Origin of the sequence: Lysinibacillus sp. BPa_S21, assembly GCF_023337795.1 — a bacterium.
Lineage (GTDB): Bacteria > Bacillota > Bacilli > Bacillales_A > Planococcaceae > Lysinibacillus.
On the sequence record NZ_JALIRS010000006.1, the window covers coordinates 188,837 to 211,794 of the forward strand.

Below are 22,958 nucleotides of genomic sequence, written 5' to 3' on the forward strand. Positions count from 1 at the left end.
TATCAGGATAGAAACCAAGGTCATAAGGATTACTTATTGAAAAAGATAATATTAATGTAATTTACTTATGAATATAAATGCGCTATCATGGGTATTGGAGAAAAGATGCTTTAAAAATTTATATAGCCTTTTCAAAAAGATATTTAGGGGGATCCGCAAATGGCACAAGGTAATTTACACAACAGCCGCGCATCATTCGAAGTTAATGGTAAAACTTATAATTACTATGACTTAGCTGCGATTGAAAAAGCTGGCGTTGCAAAAGTTTCAAACCTTCCTTACTCAATCAAAGTATTATTAGAATCAGTTTTACGTCAATATGATGCATATGTTATCAAAGAAGAGCACGTAAACGAATTAGCAAAATGGGGTAACGGTGCAGATCCAGAAGCTGAAGTACCATTCAAACCTTCTCGCGTAGTATTACAAGACTTTACTGGTGTACCAGTAGTAGTTGACCTTGCTTCTCTACGTTCTGCTATGAAAGAAATGGGCGGCGACCCAAGCAAAATCAACCCTGCTATTCCAGTTGACCTTGTAATTGACCACTCAGTACAAGTTGACAAATACGGTAATGCATCTGCATTAGCAGCAAACATGGACCTAGAATTCGAACGTAACGCTGAGCGTTATAACTTCTTAAAATGGGCTCAAACTGCTTATGATAACTTCCGCGCTGTACCACCAGCAACTGGTATCGTTCACCAAGTAAACTTAGAGTATTTAGCTCCAGTTGTACACGTAAACGAAAATGCTGACGGTACTTTCGAAACATTCCCTGACTCAGTAGTAGGTACTGACTCACATACAACAATGATCAACGGTATCGGCGTTCTTGGATGGGGCGTTGGTGGTATCGAAGCTGAAGCAGGTATGCTTGGTCAACCTTCATACTTCCCAATCCCAGAAGTTATCGGTGTTAAATTAGTTGGCGATCTTCCAAACGGAACTACTGCTACTGACTTAGCATTAAAAGTAACTCAAGTATTACGTCAACGTGGCGTAGTAGGTAAATTCGTTGAGTTCTTCGGACCTGGCGTAACTAAATTACCACTAGCTGACCGTGCGACAATCTCTAACATGGCTCCTGAATATGGTGCTACATGTGGTTTCTTCGCAATTGACGAAGAATCATTAAACTACATGCGTTTAACAGGTCGTGACGAAGAACACATCGCGGTTGTAGAATCTTACTTAAAAGCTAACCACATGTTCTTCGATCCAACTTTAGAGCCAGTTTACACTGACGTATTAGAAGTAAACTTAGCTGAAATCGAACCAAACCTTTCTGGTCCAAAACGTCCACAAGACTTAATTCCACTATCTCAAATGCGTTCTCGTTACAAAGAAGCAGTAGTGGCACCACAAGGTACACAAGGTTTCGGTTTAACTGAAGATGAATTCGCAAAAACTTCTGTAGCTAAATTCGCTGAAGGTGATGTAGAAATCCCAACAGGTGCTGTAGCAATCGCTGCAATCACTTCTTGTACAAATACATCTAACCCATACGTATTAATCGCTGCGGGCTTAGTTGCGAAAAAAGCTGTAGAAAAAGGTCTAACTGTGCCTAAATGGGTAAAAACTTCTTTAGCACCAGGTTCTAAAGTAGTAACTGGTTACCTTGAAGATTCAGGTTTACAAACTTACCTTGACCAAATCGGTTTCAACACTGTAGGTTACGGTTGTACAACATGTATCGGTAACTCAGGTCCATTACTTCCTGAAATCGAAGACGCTATCAAAGAGAACGACTTATTCGTAACTTCAGTTCTTTCTGGTAACCGTAACTTCGAAGGTCGTGTACACCCACTTGTAAAAGCTAACTACTTAGCTTCACCACCACTTGTTGTTGCTTATGCACTTGCTGGTACTGTGGATATCGACCTACAAAAAGATTCATTCGGTAAAGACAAAGATGGCAACGAAGTATTCTTCGCTGATATCTGGCCTTCAACTGAAGAAGTTAACGCTGTATTAGGTACTGTAGTTAACCGTGAATTATTCCAAAAAGAATACGAAACTGTATTCACAGCGAACGAAAAATGGAATGCAATTGAAACATCAACTGAGTCTCTATACACATTTGATGACAAATCAACTTACATCCAAAACCCACCATTCTTCCAAGGTCTTGCAAAAGAGCCAGAAGCTATTAAAGGCTTAGAAGGCTTACGCATTATGGCTAAGTTTGGTGACTCAATTACAACTGACCATATTTCTCCAGCTGGTGCAATCGGTAAAGATACACCTGCAGGTAAATATTTAATCGAAAACGGTGTTGCAATCCGTGACTTCAACTCATACGGTTCTCGTCGTGGTAACCACGAAGTTATGATGCGTGGTACATTTGCAAACATCCGTATCCGTAACCAAGTTGCTCCTGGTACAGAAGGTGGTTTCACTACTTACTGGCCAACAGGTGAAGTAGAGTACATCTATGACGCATGTATGAAATACCAAGCACAAGGTACTGGCTTAGTAGTACTTGCTGGTAACGACTACGGTATGGGTTCTTCTCGTGACTGGGCTGCTAAAGGTACTAACTTACTTGGTATTAAAACAGTTATCGCACAATCTTACGAGCGTATCCACCGTTCTAACCTAGTAATGATGGGTGTTCTTCCACTTCAATTCATGCCAGGTGAATCAGCTGATACTTTAGGCTTAACTGGTAAAGAAGAAATCTCTGTTAACATTACTGACAACGTGAAACCACGTGAAATCTTAACAGTAACTGCTAAATCTGAAGACGGTTCAGTTAAAACTTTCCAAGCTTTAGCTCGTTTCGACTCAGAAGTAGAAGTAGACTACTACCGTCACGGTGGTATCCTACAAATGGTTCTACGCGCGAAAGCTGCTCAGTAATCATTTTCATAAAAAACCGATCTCTTAGGAGGTCGGTTTTTATTTATACATAGAAAAAATTCGCAATGGAGGATTGGCTTTGCAAAAAGATGAACTAAAAAAACGCGCTTTATCAATTGTTTCATTACCAAATCACTATAAACTAATCATCGAAGACTATTCTGAAGACGAAAGAGTGATGTTCACCTGGGCGAATGAACAACAAGATGAAAGTATTACTATTGAATTAGATGGCACCGGTCACCTCATATACTTATCAATTGAAAATAATGATACTGTTTCTGTGGTAGATTCTTTATCTATTGAGGAAATGAGAAAAATTACGGAACAATTTTTGCTTAGTCATTATCCATCTGCTCTGGAAGATTTGGCGTTTTCAAAAGTTAAAGAACTATCTAGAGTGGACCGTTTTTATTTTGAACAAATGGTCATGGATCTACCGTTAGAACAAGCTGGTTGTTTTGTTGATGTGAATGCATTCGGAAGTATTACTGGATTTAGATACTACGGAGTGAAAACGAGTCCTGAAATACCTTCGCAGTTAGTTTCCAAAGAAGCTCTGATGGAATATGTAAAGAATGCGTTGGCGCTACAACTAGAAATAACAAATTTGTCTAGTGATGTTTACAATGTGAAGAAAAATGGACTTCAACTCGTGTATGAGATAACTTCATTTTTACACTTTAAAGCAGATGCTTTAGAACCAACACTAACGGTTATTCATGATGAAAATGAACCTGAAAGTTATGTTGCTCTTCCTCCTTCTCCAGCTAATTTGAAGGTCAACGATTTTACGATGGAAGAAATTATCGGCATAACAGATGAACTTGAGCTTATTCGAGAAGTAGATAGAGGACCAGATCGAGGGATAGTGTGGCGTAAACGGAATTGGGAAATGAACGATAAAGATTTATCGATCAACGGCTTTTTTAAAATGCAGTCAGAAGATACTGTTAAAGCGATTATTTCAAAGAAAACGGGTAAATTAAACAGCTTTGCTTGGATGCATAAACGCTTGGGTAATTTACAGCTAAGTCAAGAAGCATGCTATCAAAAAGCAATAGATTTTTTACTGAAAATAATTCCTGACTACTACCCTTATCTTCAACGACTAATTCAGGAAGATGAGGAAGAGGACGAGAGAGAAACAGAATCTTTTATTTTCCCTGCCCATTACCAGGGTATATCTAATTTTGATATGGTCATCGTCGTTGTAAATCGTACAACAGGTCTGATTGATTATTTTAGAGGCCCAAATTTTAATTTGGACGAACTTAGCCAAGTTCCTACAGTTCCAGCTATTTCTACGGAAAAAGCGTTTCGTCAATTTCTAGAAAATGTTGATTTTCAACTGGTTTGGGACAAAAATTACGATGACGAGATAGAGTCTTATCAACTTGTCTATATAGCTTGTGATCGACATACTAGGTTACCTATCCGGTATATTGACGCAACAACTGGCGAAATTATTGTCAGTAATGTTTAATAAGAAGGCTGTCTTGAAGCTACTGTCTGTATTTGCAGGCGGCAGCTTTTTAAATTGTCCTTGCGACAGATGGACTCGGCAGAACGACGGAAAAAACAATCGAAGCGACGGATGCATTGCCAGAGCGACGGAAAGAACTGTCGAAGCGACGGATAGAAACCAGAGCGACGGTAAGAGCTGATAAAGCGACGGATGGAATCGCCAGAGCGACGGAAAGAACTGTCGAAGCGACGGATAGAAACCAGAGCGACGGAAAGAGCTGTTAAAGCGACGGATAGAATTGCCAGAGCGACGGAAAGAACTGTCGAAACGACGGATAGTAAACAGAGCGACGGAAAGAGCTGTTAAAGCGACGGAAAGAACTGTCGAAGCGACAGATAGAAAACAGAGTGACGGAAAGAACTGATAAAGCGACGGATGGAATCGCCAGAGCGACGGAAAGAACCTTCAAAAAAATAAATTGCCCCGATTGAATGAAGAATAATTCCGATGAAATGACGGATAACTCACCAAAATGAAACATAGAACCCAAAAGTTGCGACTCTAGCTATCCAAGTGATGAAAAGAATCATCAAATCGACGATTAGAGCCGCAATTTTTAAATTATTTTATACGCTAAATTTGCCCTTCAAACTATAGAATTGTAAAAAAATGGCGAATGACATTGAGATGACTGCAAAATAAATCAATGTTATTGTTCCAATCTGTATGGATACTACAATCCCACCTAAGCTTGCACCAATTGCGCTGCCTAGATAATTTACAGAACTATTTAATGCCACTGCGGAACTTCCGTTATTTGGCTGATATGAGAGTAAAATATGTTGTTGAGGTGCCTGGCATGCCCAGCCCATTGCGCCCCAAACAAAGAACGGTAAGTATTTTAATATTGGTAAGTTAATCATTAATGGTATACAAATAATGGATAAAATTAAAGTAAATAAAATAATTGTAACTAATGATTTTGGTTTCCCGAAATAGTCGATTATGTAACCAATCATTAAACTTCCAAACAAGCCACCGAACCCCCATGCCCAAAGGTACAATGTTAAATTACTGGAGCCTGTCATTTCCTCTAATAAGGGAGATAGATATGTATACAATCCAAGGCTAGCAACACTGGCGAAAAATGTTATACATACAGTGATAGTTACTCTTTTATCCAAAAACATTTTTAATCGTTCGTTAAGCGCAGGAGGCGGTGTTGCTGGGAAATCGGGTAGAAAAATAAACATACATAAAACAGAAATGACGCCGATCATGACTAATAGCCAAAGTGTTACTTGCCAATCAAATAAGTTCGAAATATAGATGCCTAAAGGAACGCCAAGCACTGTTCCCATACTCATTCCACCAATAGTCAACCCTAGGGCTCTCCCTCGCTTATTACTAGAAACGAACTTTGTAGAAGCCGCAACAGCTAATGGTGAAAATAAACCAGCCCCAGTCCCTGCAAGTGCTCTTGATAGAAGAAAAACAGAAAAAGTCGGCGCAAAAGCAGTAATGCTATTTGCTATTGTGAAAATAAGCATTGACCCTATTAGGATTTTTTTTATTGGTTTTCCTGCAAGTAATGAAGAAAATAACGGCGCTGAGATAGCGTAAAATAATGTGAAAATGCTCACGGCCTGGCCGACTTGTGATGTACTTTTTTGATACGTATCGCTAATTCCTGGAAGAAGCCCTGCGATTACATAGGAATCAAAGCCAAGAGCAAACATTCCGAATGATAAAAATAAAGCATTTTTCATATATTGAACCTCCATAAAATTAAAGATGCTAAGTATTGATGACCTATAACGGTATGTTATAATCGAAGCACCTTCTATATTTAATAGGTTACTAAAAACCCAAGAATATGGAACAATCACTATTTTATAAGGGTATAACAAATCGTTATAGGGTATGGGGGATACATATGAATGTAGAATGGTTACATAGTTTTATTGCTGCTGCCAATCAAAAAAGTTTTTCAAAAGCTGCTCAAATCACTAATCTTTCGCAACCGGCACTTAGTAAACATATTCGAAACTTAGAGAATAATCTTGGCATCGAGCTATTTCATAGAACATCCATGGGTATTGAATTAACAGAAGCAGGTGAACGTTTTTACACTCGTATTACACCAGTTTTGACTGAAATAACAGCTATTCGTGAAGAATTACAGCAATTTAGTCAAAGCAATCCAATTGCCATCGGGGGTCTGCCTAGCTTAGCCACTTACTATTTGCCAAACAAAATGGGTGGTCTTAAGCGACTTAGTCGGCCTATTACATTAATGATTCAAAATACTTCAAATGAACTGTTACAATCTTTAGAAAAAGGTAGACTTGATGCAGTCTTTGTTGATGCAAAATATACAGGAGCATCATTGTGGAGCTGGGAATTGTTTACCGAACCTTACTATGCGGTGCTTCCTTTGCATCATCGTTTTAATACGAGAACAGCAGTTGAGCTTGAAGAATTGTGTGAGGAGCCACTTATTGTTCATCAGGCTCCTTGTGATTCAAGGAAGGATATCGTAGAACAAATACACTCCCTTGGATACAAGCCAAATATTATAAGTGAAGTGAATTTTGGTGATTTTGTCTTTGGGGCTGTAACTTCTGGAATGGGGATCACGATTGTCCCAGAGTTAATGGCTAAAAATATCGGTCATCTTCAGCTTTTTGCCGTACCGATTAATAATTTTGGTAGAACAAGAACAATTTCATTAGTGACAAAAAACAAAGAACTTGGATTGAAGTTACATCATTTATTATCAAATTAAACGAATGAAGCTGTCTCAACTTAAAGCATTGAGACAGCTTCATTTTATTACTTAAACCCCATTAAATCCTTTACCTTTTTTGTATTTTCCATAGATGTTAGCATTTCTAGGAAGCTAAAGGCAACGTCGAATGCAGTGCCAGGATTTGATGATGTAATAATATGTCCAGTTTGAACAATTCGTTCGTTAACGATGTCTGCACCATAGGATTGTAGCTGTGTGAGTCGTTTACTTGTTGGATGATTATAAGTAGTAGCTTGACGATTATGTAGTACTCCGCTATGACCTAAAATTAGGGAAGCTACACAGATCGTTGCAATTGGTTTTTTGTGTTCATCGAAATGACGAACAACTGCCTGGAACTCATCGCTATAAGCATCATCATAAAATCCAGCTTCTTCAAAACCTCCAGGAATCGCTAGTGCATCAAAATCCTCTAATGAAATTTCATGAAGCAACTTTTCGGGTGTTACGTTAAAATTCCATGTACATTGTAATTGATTATGCAATCCTACGGTCACGACTTCCGTTGTGCCGTCGCCCTCCCATTTATTCCAGCCAAGTACATCTGTAAAAACACTTGCTTCAACAGCTTCAAATCCATTTGCTAATAGTAATAATATTTTTTTCATATTGTGAAAGCCTCCTTTATTATGTTTAATTGTAATGAATAAAGCTATTCAATGACAGAATCTGTATAATGTATTTTAGAGAAATGGCTTTATAATAAAAGGAATTTTATTAAATCTAATTTATTAAAAAAGGTGGATACTTATGGATCAAATAGATACAGAAATTTTAAAGCAATTGCAGAGAAATGCAAAAATGTCGATGAAGGAATTAGCGGCGACGGTTCACTTATCGTCTCCAGCAGTGATTGAGCGCGTGAAAAAGTTAGAAGAGCAGGGGATTATTGAGGCTTATAGCGCAAAAGTAAATTTAAAAAAGTTGAATCGCGATATTCAAGCTATTATTTTATTTAAATCTATTGATTGTAAAAGTCTTTCGGATTTTTGTAACGCACATCCCGATGTCCTTGAATGCTATCGTGTAGCGGGGGAAATCAGTTATATCGTAAAAATTGCAACGAATTCAGTAGAAACACTAGAGCAGTTTATAGATGAGGCGATGCCTTATGGAACGCCATCAACAAATATTGTGCTTTCTTCAAATAAAAAAGCGGTCATTGCTCCGTTCTCTGATAAAAATTAGAATAAGTGAATTCGGAATGTATCCAGATCTTTATTTAAAAAAGACAAAAAAAGCAAACCTCAATATCGTGAGCACCGTTTATAGGGTAGAGAGGGGGAGAGGTGTTGCTTGAAATTAACGAACTCGAGGAAATAATGCAGCAGCATACAGAAAGGCTCATCCGACTTGCCTTTTATTACGTCAAAGATTTACAAAGTGCTGAAGATATCGTTCAAGATGTATTTATCAAATTTTACGATAATCAGCAAAACTATGAGGAAAGAGGAGAATTACGGGCATATTTATCGAGGCTCGTCATTAACAAAAGTAAAGATTATTTACGCAGCTGGACATACCGAAAAATACAAGTTCAACAGAAAATCTTTGCTAAGCAGGCTGTCAAGAAAAGGGACATGCTAGTGCAGCAGGATGAACAAACCTTAGTAGAAAACGCCATCTTAGCACTACCATTAAAACAGCGTGAGGTCCTTATTTATTATTATTTTGAGGAAATGTCTGTTATTGAAATTGCCGAGCTTTTAAGTATTCCGGAGAGTACGGTGAAAACAAGGCTACGTCGTGGACGAGAGCTATTAAAGCCAAAGCTACAGCATATTGAATGGGAGGTCCTGCTACATGAGTAAAGTCGATGTTAGGGTATTAAATAATTTAACCGAAAGCAAAAAGCGTGTTATGAGCAATGTTGTACAGCATTTAGAACAGCGTGAGATGAAAAAAAGATCTTGGCGTTGGCAATATAGTGTAATGTCTATTATTTTAACAGTTTGTATTGGACTATTTCTGTATACCCAATTCAGCGGAGGTCAGGAGCAATCAGCAAGTATACCAACTGTTTTAGATGAAAAGTTTCTAAACATCTATTTGGAATCGGATCCCCGAGTAAAAGATCAGAAAAGGTCCAATGATGTAAAGAAGCAGAATTTTGAATCCTATTTGCAGACTGAATCTTTATATGCTTACGCTCGATCAAAGGGGATAGTACCTACGCAAGAACAAATTGGTGAACAGCTTGAATCATTGGTGGAAGTAAGTATAAATCAAAACGAAGCACTTGCTGAACAATTACAATTGTTGAATCTTACAAAAGAAGAATTTATCGAACAATATATTAAACCATTATCTTATAAAGTAGCTATAATCAATTCACTAATGGAGCAGGAAAAGAATCAATACAAAGATGTCAATAGGCCGATTTTATATTTTCTAGTTGCGAAAGATGCTATGAACTATTTAGAGAAGCACTATAGTCAAGAAATAGTAGCCTTACGTGAAAAATTTGATATTCCTGTTGGGGAAAAAGAACTTCATTCTAAAAATGGGTTAATCGTAGCAATCAAGGAACATGAATTTTTAGTAGTTTCCTATGCAGATGAATCGGATATTGGTAAATTATCAATGGATGACATTGTACAAAAACACGGTAATGGTACGTGGTTCCCATTAATCGATGCTCCTACAACATTGTCGCTTGGAGATACTGTAGAAGTGAAATATAGTACAGATTTAGGAATGGAAAAAAGCGATTCTAAAATAACCTTTGCAGATATAGATAGCATGAAAATACTCGAAGATCATAAATGAATCAAGGCTAGACATTCCAAATTTCAAGAATGTCTAGCTTTTTTATTATCAATCATAGTCTATTTTTTAAAATTGGTTTAAGGTACAATTATTGTAATTATTTGTAGGGTGGTGTTGTTTTCTTAAAAAATAGGTACTGGGAAGTGAATAAAGCATTGATAACTGTAATAATGGACAATTCGTTAGCATTTATTCTATCTATTTCACTTATCTATTTTAAAAGTCTTTCCCCGGAAAATTCAGTGCATTTCATGAACAAGTAATGAAGGGGTTGAAGATAGCTCTGACCGTCCGCAATATTTTATAGAAAATAGTGTTACGCCATCTACTCTACTTTCTTTGTCAAACCAAATTAATGAGGTCAGAAATGGAAAGGTGCATGCGGCAACCTTCCCTTGGAAAAGCAAGGTAATTGTTGTAATGGACAACGAACAGCAGAAGGAGTTTAAGTATGTACTGTTTAATGAGGGATGGAAGCTTGATGGTATTTATCATGAAAGTGGTTTTTGATTATTCGAAAAGCAAACATGAAAAGGAGAAAAACCGTGCGTATACTACAAAATGAAAACTTTTTGAAGGAAGATGAATTAAAAGAAATACTCAAAGAATTACAAAGTGGAGCTATTACATGGCAGCAAAAGAAACATATCAATCTCATACAATCAATGATGCTACATATCGGCTCATTAGATAGTGAACTACGAGATAACTTAATTTATGGATCGTTTTATGAATTGATCCATGAAAAAAACTTACTAGAGCATTCACTTTTAACGGAGCTTTTAGAGGAATGTTTGAATAATTTATTATGCAAGGGTATTGAAGAAAGCGAATCAGATTTAGTTTTTACCCGTACATTTACGTCGCTATTGATTACTCTAATATTATATAGAGATAACGCAGATGATTTTTTATCCCAACAGAAAATCTCTGATTGTAAAGATAAAGTACTAGCTTATTTATCAGCTGAAACAGATGTAAGAGGCTACGTGCCAGGTAAAGGGTGGGCTCATAGTGTTGCACATATGGCTGATGCAATCGATGAATTGGTGAAAAATCCGAAATTAAATAAAGCCTATTATAGTGAAATTGTAAGCGCATTATACAACGCCATTTTGCAAGAAAAATATGCTTTCATTCACAATGAAGATGAACGGATCTTAGTACCTATTTTTACAATGCTGGAACAAGGTTTACAGGAGCAAGAGATCATTAAATTGCTGCAACAATTGCCTACTATTTTAAACGTAAAAAAAGAACAGCTCGATGTACAACATCACAGAATCTTAGTTTTTAACTGTAAATCCTTTATGAAAAGCTTTTATATTAAAACAAATGGCAAGCCAAAGTTCGCAACTCTTCATAAAAGCATCGAAGCATGTCTCGATGAGTTATAGGAAAATAGCTTCCAATCTTAGTACTTTGAAATTATTGACAGACAAAAATTAGTTTGTTAAGATGAGTGACAATAAAAGCATACAAATTCGTTGATGAGAAAGAGTAGTGTTTCATTTTGTTCTACAGAGAGCCGACATATTGGTGGAAGTCGGTGTGCAAGTGTTACATGAAGATCCTCTCTGAGAAGATTAGCTGAACATAGTAAGCTAATCCGGGTGTCTACCGTTAAAAAGAACACGTATGATTGTACGTTGCTGAGTGCTATTGAACGTTGATTCAATAGAATTAGGGTGGTATTCGCGGTTAACCCCGTCCCTTGCTTGGGACGGGGTTTTTTGTATGCCTTTTATACAAAATTAATTGTATAGGAGGAACTAATATGCAAGCAGGAAAAAAGAAGGAAACAACGGTCGAACGAGAAACGCGGATTCGAGCATTGTGGGAGCAAGAAGACACGTTTGCAACATCCGTGACCAATCGTGTTGGACAGCAGCCTTTTGTATTTTACGAAGGACCGCCAACAGCAAATGGCTTACCACACGTAGGTCACGCATTTGGCAGAACGATTAAAGATGTCGTAGCTCGTTATAAAACGATGCAAGGCTATTTAGTTGAGCGTAAAGCTGGTTGGGATACGCATGGTTTGCCTGTAGAGTTGGGCGTAGAAAAAAAGCTGGGTATCTCTGGTAAGCAAGAAATTGAGAAGTATGGTGTCGAACAATTTATTCAGGAATGTAAGGGAAGTGTCTTTACCTACGAGAAGAAGTGGCGCTCCTTTACAGAGCAGCTTGGCTATTGGATTGATATGGATGACCCCTATTTAACATTAAGTAATGATTACATTGAGTCCGTTTGGAATATTTTAAGTCATGTGCATAAGGAAAAGCTTTTATATAAAGGGCACCGCGTTTCGCCATATTGCCCTAGCTGTCAAACATCCTTAAGCTCTCATGAGGTTGCACAGGGCTATAAGGATGTTAAGGATTTATCTGTAACAGCAATGTTTAAGCTTACAGATAAAGATGAATATTTTCTTGGCTGGACAACGACTCCATGGACATTACCTGCCAATGTTGCATTAGCCATGAATCCTAAGCTCATATATGTTCGAGTGAAGCAGCACAATAAAGTCTATATCTTAGCAAAATCACTAGTAAATAAAGTTTTTACTGATTCTGTTGAAGTGTTAAGTGAACATGAGGGGCATGAATTTGAAGGTGTGTCGTATTCCCCACCATTTTCTTATGTCACAGTTGATAAGGGGCATGTCGTTGTATTAGCAGATTATGTCATAGAGCATAGTGGAACTGGTATCGTCCATATCGCACCTGCATATGGGGAGGATGATTATAAAACGGTACAGCAAAATGGGCTATCATTTGTCAATGTTGTTGATTTGAAAGGCTGTTATACCGAAGAGGTTCCTGAGTTGGCCGGAAAATTTGTAAAGGATTGTGATGTCGACATTATTAAAATGCTCGCTAAAGATGAACTATTGTTTGATAAGGAAAAATATGAGCATAGCTATCCTCATTGCTGGCGCTGTGATTCACCTTTGCTTTATTATGCAACTGACAGTTGGTTTATCAATATGTCTACATTGAAAGATAAACTTTTACAAAATAATGAACAAGTAACTTGGTATCCTGATCATATTAAACACGGTAGATTTGGCAATTTCTTAGAAAACCTAGTGGACTGGAATATTAGCCGAAATCGTTATTGGGGGACCCCACTCAATGTGTGGGTTTGTCAGGATTGTGGTCATGAAGAAGCACCAAACAGTATGGCATCGTTAAAAGAATTAGCAAAGGATACTTTACAAGACGTAGAGCTTCACAAGCCGTATATTGATGAGGTTATGTGTACTTGTCCGAAATGTAGTGGTGATATGGAGCGTACACCAGAAGTGATTGATGTATGGTTTGATAGTGGTTCCATGCCATTTGCGCAACATCATTATCCTTTTGGAAATCTTGATACGTTTAACAATCAATTCCCTGCCGATGTTGTCATTGAAGGTATTGATCAGACACGAGGCTTTTTCTATAGTCTGTTAGCGGTTTCGACTTTATTTACAGGCAAAGCACCTTATAAAAATGTCCTTTCTTTAGGGCATGTTTTAGATGAGCATGGACAGAAGATGTCGAAAAGTAAAGGCAATGCATTAGAGCCAGTTGAACTGATAGAGCAGTATGGAGCGGATGCTTTACGATGGGCATTTTTAGTCGATAGTTCTCCTTGGAATCCTAAACGCTTTTCTAAAAAGATTGTGATGGATGCGAAATCGAAGCTAGTCGATACGCTAGATAATACGTTCAAATTTTATCAGCTATATGCAGAAATTGATGGCTTCCAGTATGATGCTCACAATACTGGAACTCGTACAAAATTAGATCATTGGATATTGTCTCGATTACATCATACAATTCAGCTAGTGACAAAATCTATGGATGATTATCAGTTTACACAGGCAACGCGTGAAATCGGCAAGCTGGTGGAAGAGCTAAGTAACTGGTATATCCGCCGCTCACGAGCAAGATTTTGGGCTAACGGATTGTCAGAAGATAAACGAGGTGCCTTTAGTACACTGTATGAGCTCCTAACGACAATTTGTCAATTACTAGCACCTTTCACGCCATTTATCGCAGAGGATTTATATCGACAATTAAGCGGAAAAAGCGTCCATTTACAAAACTACCCAACGTACAATGAATCGCTGGTTAATGCTAAGCTCGAAAAAGAGATGGCGAATATTTTAACAGTCGTAGAGCTAGGCCGTAGCATCCGAAATAGTCAAGGGATCAAGGTGAAACAGCCGTTAAGTGAAATGATTGTTTCTGTTGACGGCGAATTAACAGATTATCAACCATATAGCGAGCTAATAAAGGATGAACTAAATATAAAAGAATGTGTTTGGACAAATGTTTTCTCTGCATATGAAACGGTTCATTATAAACTTAATTTTAAAACAGCAGGAGCAGCATTTGGAGCAAAAGTGAACAAAGTAAAAGATTATGTAGTGAATTTAAATGATGAGGAGAAAAATGTATTACAGCGAAAAGGTTCAGTTTCGTTGACAATCGATGGGGAACAAGTAACATTGTTAAAATCACATGTGTTAACTGAATCTATCGTGAAGGAGTATTACATCTTAGCCGAAGTTGATGCTTGTCGAGTTCTTATGAATGTTCATCTGACAGCAAGCTTACTTGAAGAAGGACAGATTAGGGAACTAATTCGTACAATTCAAGATACACGTAAACAATGGAAACTACCTGTTGAGCAATATGTATCGATTTCGATTACTGGAAGCGCCAAAGCAAAAACGATCATCCAGCGGCATGAAGAGTTACTAAAGGCAAATGTGTTGCTAAATGAAATTCATTATTCGGATGACAATCATGGTGAACGATATATAGAGACAGAAGTGTTTGATGAAAAAGTTACTGTTTATTTTAAGCTGTAAAATCTTAAATGCTCGGGTAACAATATTTGTACAACATTATAATTTGCTATGTTTAAGCTGAACTAATTAGTTCAGCTTTTTTGTGTTTAAAGAAATAGTTTGAAATATTTAAAAAAGTATAGTATCTGAAATTTTTCTAACGGAGAAATATCAAAGTGCAGTACATCACTATATTGAGTGAATATCTGAAAGAAAATGGAGAAATAAAGTTGTTTTAATAATCAATTACGGTGACAAATTCGCAAATGATATAATGGTATATTGTAGTAAAAGATAAGGAGTAAAACTATGAATAATTTTAAGAAGACGTTAGCATATGTAAATGAATTACTGTATGAACCAAATCATTTAACTATACAAAATATCCGAGAAGAAACTCAAAATTCTGATTATGGGGCTGGGATTTTTCGGTTAAATTCTAAATCGGTTAGGTTTAGAGTTGCAAAAATAACACCTACTAAGATAGGACAGTTTGTTTCCTTTTGGGAAAAGAATGAAGCTAATAAAAACCAAGCATTCTCATATGACAATGCTACTGATTTATTGGTAATTAACACTTTTAATAATAATGGTGATTTTGGCCAATTCATTTTTCCGAAAAATGTTCTTTTAAAACAAAACATCCTTAAAACTGCTAATTCAAAGGGGAAAATGGCAATTAGAGTTTATCCTAGTTGGGATACTCCTACAAGCAAACAAGCGATAGAAACACAAAAGTGGCAATTACCATACTTTATAAATTTGGACGATATTAACAGTTTGCCAATACATGAACTATTAAAATTATACACTAACTAAAATTGACATCCTATGTTTGTCATTCAAATATTTACTGCACAATATGAAGATGATTAATCGAAAGAAAATGTTCAGTCGATACAGAAAAAACCCCAGTTTTTTATACTGGGGAAGGCGGTTTGTCAGATTTAATAAATATTATTTTTCTGGATAATCTACATGTAATGGTGGTGGAACAAACCAACCTTTTGTTTTATTAAGACGTAGTATTTTTGCACCGATTTGAGCTTTTGCTGTATGGAATTGGGCATACATTAAGGCAATATCTTCTCGAGTAGAAATACCCATTGCTTGACTGCATGCAACTAATCCAGCAGCAAGGTCGGCACTAAGTGCAGCACTAATTTCTGGATCATTAAACTTTGCACCTGCAGGGATATCTTCCATTCTTGCTACCGGTCTTTCAGGTGAAGCAGGAGGTAAACCAATCCCATTTGTTTTTAGAATTTTCTCTAATTGTTTTACTTCTTCCCTGCAAAGTTCGACGATATCTTCAATTATTTTTTTTAGATCTTCGTCACCAGCATGATTATAAAAAGTTTGATAGCCAGAAATCATACCATAATCTGCAATTAAATTTGACCAAACACTAAACACTTCACCGTAATGCAATGGCTCGTTTTTTGGATTTCCACCAAAAATACCCATACTTTCACTTCCTTTTATTATTTTAGATAAAGCAAGGATAGTATGGGTGAAAAAAGAAATATAATTCTGTTTTTTAGAAATAAAAAAGGGTCATTGAGTTGAAAATGACCCTAAGTAAATAAATGAGGGAGGTTGTGACGGTCAACCAACGCCACAACCTAATAAGTGCGTGCGATACACTCAACATTAATTTGTGCAAATTGAGGCTACCTATACATAAAAAAAGCCAAAGCGCCGTCGCGCGCTACAGCAAAGTAATGAACAATCTGAGCAAATAAACTAAAGGGTCACTAGGTTGGAGTGACCCTAAATAAAAAATATTATGGGAATTTTTTAGGGTTATCAACTTTGATTGAAGCAACCTCTCCGCAGTTTTTACAAAAAGTCATAAGCAATGGTGAACCGAATGTCATGATAGATCCTATTGGTCTTATATTGCCCTGACTACTATTACCACCAACTTGTCCAGTTGTAAATGAATCACTGCCATAAGCTTTACAAACTAATTTAACGTTTTCCATTCTGTCACCTCGTAATGAAATATATGTAAATTTTATCATGAAAAAAGCCACCACGTCGCTACAACAAATTAATGAACAATATGCTATTTCTTTTCATATTTTTTACTATCCCACGCCCAATTTACGAAAGCGTAAATGATCGCTACCCATAAAGAAAAGAAAAGATTATTAAGCAAATCCCAATTACCTTTTCTGAAATAATCCCGAATAGATGAAAATAAAAACATTGTTACGAAGTAAAAAATATATTTGTGCTTTCTAATAAATAAAATTATAATCACCTCAATATGGGATTTATGTAAATTGTAACATAAAAAAACTGCGTTATGTTTACACGCTACATAGAGAGCTACTGAACCATATGGAGAAATTAGTAAATTACTAATATATTACCAATTACGAAATCAAGAATTTATGAAGAATCATACTTGAACTAACGTGCAGGATAGTTGAAGAAGGGAAAATTTGGATTTAAATCGAATTAATAAGTTAGATTGGGGTGCTTAAAATGATTAAATTCTTTGAATATAACTGGCAAATAAGAGATGAATGGTTTGACTGGTGCAATCAACTGACTATGAAAGAGTTGTTAAAAGAGCGCAGGGGTGGAGTAGGAAATATATTATTTACACTTTTTCACATAATTGATGTGGAATATAGTTGGATTCGTGGTATTCAAGGCAAAGAAGATGTAGTATTTCAGTTTGCTGATTTTAATACAGTTGAAAAGGTTAAATCACTTTCGGATAAATTACGAAATGAAATAGCTGAATTTATAAATACAAATGTAGGAGATTTGAGAGAAAAACTAGTCAGCGTTTCTTGGGATGAAGATAAATACACTGTGGATGATATATTACACCATATAATTACTCACGAAATTCACCACATAGGTCAACTTTCTGTTTGGGCAAGAGAACTAGAACTAAACCCTGTACCTGCTAACTTTATTGGAAGAGAATTAACGAAGGGAGGTATTAATGAAAATGAATGAAAAAACTTATTAAAGTATAGAAGAGATTATTTCAATACCAACCTTAACAGATACAAGCATTAGTGATGATGGCAAAAACGTAGCATTTGGTAAGAAGATAGCTAACTGGAAAGACAATAACTATAGGAATCATGTCTGGATATATGAAAAAGATAAGGGGCAATGTTACCCATTAACGACTGGGGATATAGAGAGTACATTCCCAATATGGTCTCCAGATTCCAGAGAAATTGCATACCTTAGCCCAGTTGGTGACGGGGATAATAAGAAAAATCAGATCTTTGTTAGGTCCATAGATGGTTATAGTGGGGTTCAAATTACTGATGAGAAAGAAGGGGTCAGTAAATTTAAATGGGAGCCTACTGGTAAGGGTTTTTATTATGTTGCGCAGTCAAAAGAATCTGAGACGATTAAAAAACGTAGAGAACAATATGGAGATTTCCATCATACAGGTAAGGAATACAAAAATAATTGTTTATATTACATTGAAATAGATAATGTGATACAAAATGATAAAGATGAATACGAAAATAGCGTTGTTTATCAACTAACAGATGGGAAGGATTTTCATATCCATGAATTTGATATTTCAAATTGTGGAAAAAAAGCTCTATTTATGGCTACACCAAGTTCAAATATGGAAGATTTTATTCAGGGAGATCTTTACATACTGGATATTGAAGCAGGTGAGCTACAAAAGTTGAATATAGATAAGTTGTTGGGAGGGAACGTTTGCTTTTCTCCTGATGGCAGCCAAATATGTTACTCAGCAAGCATAATGGAGAAGGATTACTATAAAACTCATATACAAGACAGTACACTAGAGATCTATGATATTAATAATGGAGAACTAATGCATCCTTTAACAGATTTTGATAGTACGGTTATTCCAATACGGTGGACAGCTAAAGGAATTTTAATTAGATGGCAGAATAAAACTAATTATCTTATTGGGTTGCTATCTGAGGATGGCACTGTGGAAATGTTAAGCGATAAAGTAGATGGTTTTATAATGGATGCTTCTATAACAAGGGATGGAAATCATATATCCTATAATAAAGCTATAACAAATGAAACCTTTGAGATCTATTTAGACGATAAAAAAATAACGAATGAAAATAGCTTTTTCAAAGGAAAGCTTAAAAGTAACAGGGAAATGATCTCGTGGCAAAGTAGTGATGATCTTGAAATAGAGGGGGTTTTATCAACTCCAGTAGAGTTTGACGCAAATAAAAAATATCCCTTATTAGTGGTAATCCATGGTGGTCCAGCTTGGGCATCCTTTCCCATATTTTCAGACTGTTTTAATGAGAAATATCCTATTGAACAGTTCATCGAAAAAGGCTTTATCGTTTTAGAACCAAACTACAGGGGAAGTTCTGGTTATGGTAATGAATTCTTAAAAGCAAACTATAGAAAACTGGGGATTGCTAACTATGATGATGTTATATCTGGAGTAGATAAACTAGTCGACAAAGGGATTGTAGATAAAGATAGAGTAGGGGTTATGGGATGGAGCAACGGGGGATATATATCAGCTTTCTGTTCTACTTTTAGTAGTAGATTTAAAGCTATTTCCGTTGGAGGTGGAATTACTAATTGGAGTACACATTATGTAAATACAGATATACCTTACTTTATAAGGATGTATTTAGGAAATAATCCATGGAATGATCCAGAGATCTATACGAAAACATCACCAATGACATATATTAAATCAGCCTGTACTCCTACTTTAATTCAACATGGCGAAATGGATGCAAGAATACCAACACCAAATGCATATGAGCTATATCAGGGATTAAGGGATATGGAAGTTGATACAGAATTAATTATTTTTAAAGGAATGGCCTATAGTTCTGACCAGCCAGGAATTAATGTGGCTATTATGAAGCAGAATTTGATGTGGTTTTCCCACTATATTCTTGGAGAAAGTATGAAAGATTTTAGGGTTTTGTGATGGAGATCCTCTAATAATTGGCTAGTTATTGGCGTGATTACTTTGATAGTTTTTCATTCGACAAATGGAGTGCGAATGTTCAATTAGATCAACTGCTTCTTGTGTAACGACTGAAATGATAGAAAAAGAGATTTGAACAATTCAATAAATAGATCACCTATATCTTTAAACATAAATAAAAGCTGAACTACTATCGAAATTAGTTCAGCTTAAAAATTGCATATTAAGGGTGCACATTGTATATGGTATCCTGAAATATTAAGAGTATTACTTAAACTCTTTGTTTTTAATAGCTACAGTAAACCACTAACAAGATAGAGAGCAGTTCCCCAAATAAAAATCGCGGAGCATTTATTAAAAATATTCATAAGCTTCCCAGAGCTATCAAGTCTTTTCAACGATGCTCCCGCAATGATAAGACCGAAAAACCATAACCAAGAAATCAAAACGCATGCTGCAGTGAACAACATTTGCTCCATCCCACTATATTTTAAAGCACTCGTCCCAATAACACCAATTGTGTCTAAAATTGCATGTGGATTTAAGAGAGAGACAGACAGTGCGAATACAACTTGTTTTTTTACAGGTAGCGCCTCGTTATTATCGGCTGTCACTGGATTTGAACGCCAAATTGTATAGCCCATATAAAGTAGGAAAAGTATACCACCACTCATTAAGGCGATACGTAACCACTCGAATTGCAACACGATGATAGATAAACCAAATACCGCTAGTAATATTAGAAGCGTATCACAAATTGCGGCTGTTATGCCTGCAGGAAAGGCACGAACTAGATGTGGCTGTGTTGCACCTTGAGAAAAGACAAAGACATTTTGTACGCCTAAAGGCAAAATAAGGCCAAATGCTAAAATCATTCCATGAAAAAATGCTTCCAATGAGATTCACTCCTTTCATTAAATATTCTAGATATGTTATAACTAAAAGAAAACGACCAATTGGATGGTTTTTTAGCCATCCAATTTAGAGGTGAGACGAATGAATTGGCAGCCAAATAGACAGGGTGAAATGACATTACAGCAGCAAATTATACAGTGGATTACTGAGCAGATAGAACGGGGAGATTGGGTGGCAGGAACAAAGCTACCGACGCAAAGACAGCTAGCTATGCAGTTCGGAGTCAATCGGAGTACTGTTCAGCAGGCGTTAGAGGAGTTAAAAGCAGCAGGTATATTGGAATCGAAGGTAGGTTCAGGTGTTTATGTAACTGATAATTCCTGGGATTCATTCATTGCACAAACACAACCAAATTGGCAAAAATACATAGACACCAGTCTCCATAAGCCTAATTATCATACCATTCAAATAATCAATGAATACGAGCAACGTGATGATGTCATACGATTGGGAACAGGGGAACTAGCGCCAAATTTATTGCCGACCGTGGAAATTGAAGCGTCATTGAAAGATCTCTCCTTGCAGCCAAAAGCTTTAGGGTATTCATCACCACAAGGTAGCGAAAAACTTCGGAAAGCGATTTGCGAATATGTGCAAAAAAGGGGAATCCATGCGAAACCCCAAAATGTATGTATTGTCTCTGGTGCACTACAGGCATTGCAGCTTATTGCTGTAGGGCTACTTGAGCAAGGTTCTATTGTATTCCAGGAACAAACATCTTATTTAAATTCAGTCCATCCATTTCAATCTGTAGGTATGCAAATGATGGCTATCTATCGAGATGAACAGCTTGCACAAACATTAGCTCAACGCAAAAGAAAAAGGCAGGCTGTATTTTATGCTGTTCCTACGCTAAACAATCCGACGGGAAGGGTGTGGACGACGCTTGAAAAAAAGCAACTTTACGAAGCATGTAAAGCGTCGCGCATTCCCATCATTGAGGATGACGTATATCATGAGTTGCTCTTTGAAGCGGCTACACCTCCAATTAAATCAATGGATGCTAGCGGGCAAGTCCTTTATATTGGGAGTGTTTCAAAAACCTTAAGCCCGGGACTTAGAATTGGCTGGTTAATTGGTCCAACAACAGTGATTGAGCGATTAGCAGATATAAAAATGCAAACAGATTACGGTTCAAGCGCTATCTCACAGGAGGTTGTGTTGCACTGGCTGCAAACCGGAAAGTATGAAAAGCATATTAAGAGTTTACGAAAAGAATTATTATGTAGAGCTAATTTTGTCGAGGGGATATTGCAAGAGAGTTTTGCGGATATTGCTAGCTGGAGTCAGCCAAAAGGGGGCTTCTACATTTGGCTGAAGTTTCATGAGCCGATTGTTGATAAAGCGTTGTTTACCAAACTATTGCATCGACAAGTTCTCATTAATCCCGGCTATATTTACGATCCTAACGATTCCCAGCATATTCGATTGTCGTATGCTTATGCAACGTATGAAGAGTTGAAGGTTGGTTTACAAACATTATATGAATGCGTTTTTGAGTTAATAGAATGTAATAAAGAATAAACCATCGCACCTCAAGGGGGCGATGGTTTAAAAATTTGTTCATTATCTTTTTACACTTATTAAATTATATTTAAATAATAGTGTCATGCCGATATTCATCAAAAAATGCACAAGAAATGGTACTAAAATATTGTTTGTATCAAAATAGATCCATCCGAAAATTACACTTGGAATGGTAATATTTATTAACATAATAGGTTTTTTGAAGTATTGAGTATGCATCCCTAAGAACAATAAGGTTGTGATTATAATGGCCATCCACTCGTTTTCTAGCAATACAAGAAGCAGATTTTGAATAATTCCTCTAAACAATATTTCTTCAAATAATGCTCCTATCAGCATAAAGGCAATTATCCCTAACAATGAATAATTTTGATAACTATTGTTAGTTTCGTCAATGTATTTTGAGGGAATCAACAATGTTAATATTACGCCAAACAAAAGTAATCCGAATGCAGCGAGAACTACACTCCCAATCATTCTGGATGGCTGATCAAATGATAGGAAATTTTGTACAGTGAATACATCATAAACGATAAGAACGAAAATGACTGCCACACAAACGAATGTAAAAGAAGAGAATACGAAAACAGCGTCTTTTGGGCTAAAATCCTTCTTAATCTTTTTTGGTTTGTCTTTTATATGCTCCATAACAATTCCTCTTTCTTGGGGCTGTAGAATAAAAATATTTTAGCATAATATATCAGCGGAAAATATAGCCTTTATTTAAAAGTTTTTCCAGATGTGGAGTGGATTTCACTTAGTTATGGTTATTTTTATGTTAACTAAATATTATTCAAATTCCTCATTATACAGT

General features: G+C 36.4%; 18 protein-coding genes and 1 other annotated feature. Of the genes, 12 read left to right on the forward strand and 6 right to left on the reverse strand.

Going from position 1 to position 22,958, the window contains the following annotated elements; translation table 11 throughout:
* The first annotated feature begins 159 nt into the window (after positions 1-159).
* Positions 160-2,865 (forward strand): aconitate hydratase AcnA, encoded by a 2,706-nt coding sequence (gene acnA, locus MOK21_RS14110; protein ID WP_249074623.1) that lies wholly within the window; start codon positions 160-162, stop codon positions 2,863-2,865.
* 79 nt (positions 2,866-2,944) lie between these two features.
* On the forward strand, positions 2,945-4,351 hold the full coding sequence (locus MOK21_RS14115; protein WP_249074624.1) for a YcdB/YcdC domain-containing protein: 1,407 nt from the start codon (positions 2,945-2,947) through the stop codon (positions 4,349-4,351).
* A gap of 608 nt (positions 4,352-4,959) precedes the next feature.
* Here the strand turns inward: MOK21_RS14115 and MOK21_RS14120 are convergent.
* Complete coding sequence (locus MOK21_RS14120; RefSeq protein WP_249074625.1) at positions 4,960-6,102, reverse strand: MFS transporter; 1,143 nt, start codon at positions 6,100-6,102, stop codon at positions 4,960-4,962.
* A 167-nt stretch (positions 6,103-6,269) separates the two neighbouring features.
* Between MOK21_RS14120 and MOK21_RS14125 the strand changes: the two genes are divergently transcribed.
* Positions 6,270-7,121: a LysR family transcriptional regulator gene (locus MOK21_RS14125; RefSeq protein ID WP_249074626.1), complete on the forward strand. Its 852-nt coding sequence runs from the start codon at positions 6,270-6,272 to the stop codon at positions 7,119-7,121.
* Positions 7,122-7,168: 47 nt separating this feature from the next.
* Here the strand turns inward: MOK21_RS14125 and MOK21_RS14130 are convergent, their stop codons facing one another.
* The gene (locus MOK21_RS14130; protein WP_249074627.1) at positions 7,169-7,753 is read right to left on the reverse strand and encodes a DJ-1/PfpI family protein; all 585 of its coding nucleotides are present in this window, start codon (positions 7,751-7,753) and stop codon (positions 7,169-7,171) included.
* Positions 7,754-7,895: 142 nt separating this feature from the next.
* On the opposite strand from MOK21_RS14130, the gene MOK21_RS14135 reads away from it, so the two are divergent.
* The 6 genes from MOK21_RS14135 (at position 7,896) to MOK21_RS14160 (ending at position 15,579) form a co-directional block, all read left to right on the forward strand.
* A complete protein-coding gene (locus MOK21_RS14135) occupies positions 7,896-8,333 on the forward strand; it encodes an Lrp/AsnC family transcriptional regulator (protein WP_249074628.1) in 438 nt (145 codons plus the stop codon).
* A gap of 104 nt (positions 8,334-8,437) precedes the next feature.
* Positions 8,438-8,956, forward strand: a complete 519-nt coding sequence (locus tag MOK21_RS14140; RefSeq protein WP_283164707.1) for a sigma-70 family RNA polymerase sigma factor — start codon at positions 8,438-8,440, stop codon at positions 8,954-8,956.
* Positions 8,949-9,914, forward strand: a complete 966-nt coding sequence (locus MOK21_RS14145) for a YobA family protein (protein ID WP_249074630.1) — start codon at positions 8,949-8,951, stop codon at positions 9,912-9,914. The genes MOK21_RS14140 and MOK21_RS14145 overlap by 8 nt, the downstream gene beginning before the upstream one ends.
* A gap of 545 nt (positions 9,915-10,459) precedes the next feature.
* Positions 10,460-11,311 carry a DUF2785 domain-containing protein gene (locus tag MOK21_RS14150; RefSeq protein WP_249074631.1) on the forward strand — a complete coding sequence of 284 codons (852 nt, stop codon included), beginning with the start codon at positions 10,460-10,462 and terminating at the stop codon, positions 11,309-11,311.
* 81 nt (positions 11,312-11,392) lie between these two features.
* Positions 11,393-11,632, forward strand: a binding site (T-box leader).
* 59 nt (positions 11,633-11,691) lie between these two features.
* Positions 11,692-14,781: an isoleucine--tRNA ligase gene (gene ileS, locus MOK21_RS14155; protein ID WP_249074632.1), complete on the forward strand. Its 3,090-nt coding sequence runs from the start codon at positions 11,692-11,694 to the stop codon at positions 14,779-14,781.
* A 288-nt stretch (positions 14,782-15,069) separates the two neighbouring features.
* A complete protein-coding gene (locus MOK21_RS14160; RefSeq protein WP_249074633.1) occupies positions 15,070-15,579 on the forward strand; it encodes a MepB family protein in 510 nt (169 codons plus the stop codon).
* A gap of 138 nt (positions 15,580-15,717) precedes the next feature.
* Here the strand turns inward: MOK21_RS14160 and MOK21_RS14165 are convergent, their stop codons facing one another.
* A complete protein-coding gene (locus tag MOK21_RS14165; RefSeq protein WP_249074634.1) occupies positions 15,718-16,227 on the reverse strand; it encodes a DUF3231 family protein in 510 nt (169 codons plus the stop codon).
* 320 nt (positions 16,228-16,547) lie between these two features.
* Positions 16,548-16,748, reverse strand: a complete 201-nt coding sequence (locus tag MOK21_RS14170; protein ID WP_249074635.1) for a hypothetical protein — start codon at positions 16,746-16,748, stop codon at positions 16,548-16,550.
* 508 nt (positions 16,749-17,256) lie between these two features.
* Here MOK21_RS14170 and MOK21_RS14175 point away from each other — a divergent pair.
* Together MOK21_RS14175 and MOK21_RS14180 are read left to right on the forward strand one after the other, a co-directional pair.
* Positions 17,257-17,742: a DinB family protein gene (locus MOK21_RS14175; protein ID WP_249074636.1), complete on the forward strand. Its 486-nt coding sequence runs from the start codon at positions 17,257-17,259 to the stop codon at positions 17,740-17,742.
* 16 nt (positions 17,743-17,758) lie between these two features.
* Positions 17,759-19,702 carry a S9 family peptidase gene (locus MOK21_RS14180; RefSeq protein WP_249074728.1) on the forward strand — a complete coding sequence of 648 codons (1,944 nt, stop codon included), beginning with the start codon at positions 17,759-17,761 and terminating at the stop codon, positions 19,700-19,702.
* A 293-nt stretch (positions 19,703-19,995) separates the two neighbouring features.
* Here the strand turns inward: MOK21_RS14180 and MOK21_RS14185 are convergent, their stop codons facing one another.
* Positions 19,996-20,598: a LysE/ArgO family amino acid transporter gene (locus tag MOK21_RS14185; protein WP_249074637.1), complete on the reverse strand. Its 603-nt coding sequence runs from the start codon at positions 20,596-20,598 to the stop codon at positions 19,996-19,998.
* Positions 20,599-20,698: 100 nt separating this feature from the next.
* Between MOK21_RS14185 and MOK21_RS14190 the strand changes: the two genes are divergently transcribed.
* Complete coding sequence (locus MOK21_RS14190) at positions 20,699-22,141, forward strand: aminotransferase-like domain-containing protein (protein WP_249074638.1); 1,443 nt, start codon at positions 20,699-20,701, stop codon at positions 22,139-22,141.
* Positions 22,142-22,183: 42 nt separating this feature from the next.
* On the opposite strand, the gene MOK21_RS14195 is transcribed toward MOK21_RS14190, so the two are convergent.
* The gene (locus MOK21_RS14195) at positions 22,184-22,792 is read right to left on the reverse strand and encodes a CPBP family intramembrane glutamic endopeptidase (RefSeq protein ID WP_249074639.1); all 609 of its coding nucleotides are present in this window, start codon (positions 22,790-22,792) and stop codon (positions 22,184-22,186) included.
* Between the last annotated feature and the right edge of the window lie 166 nt (positions 22,793-22,958).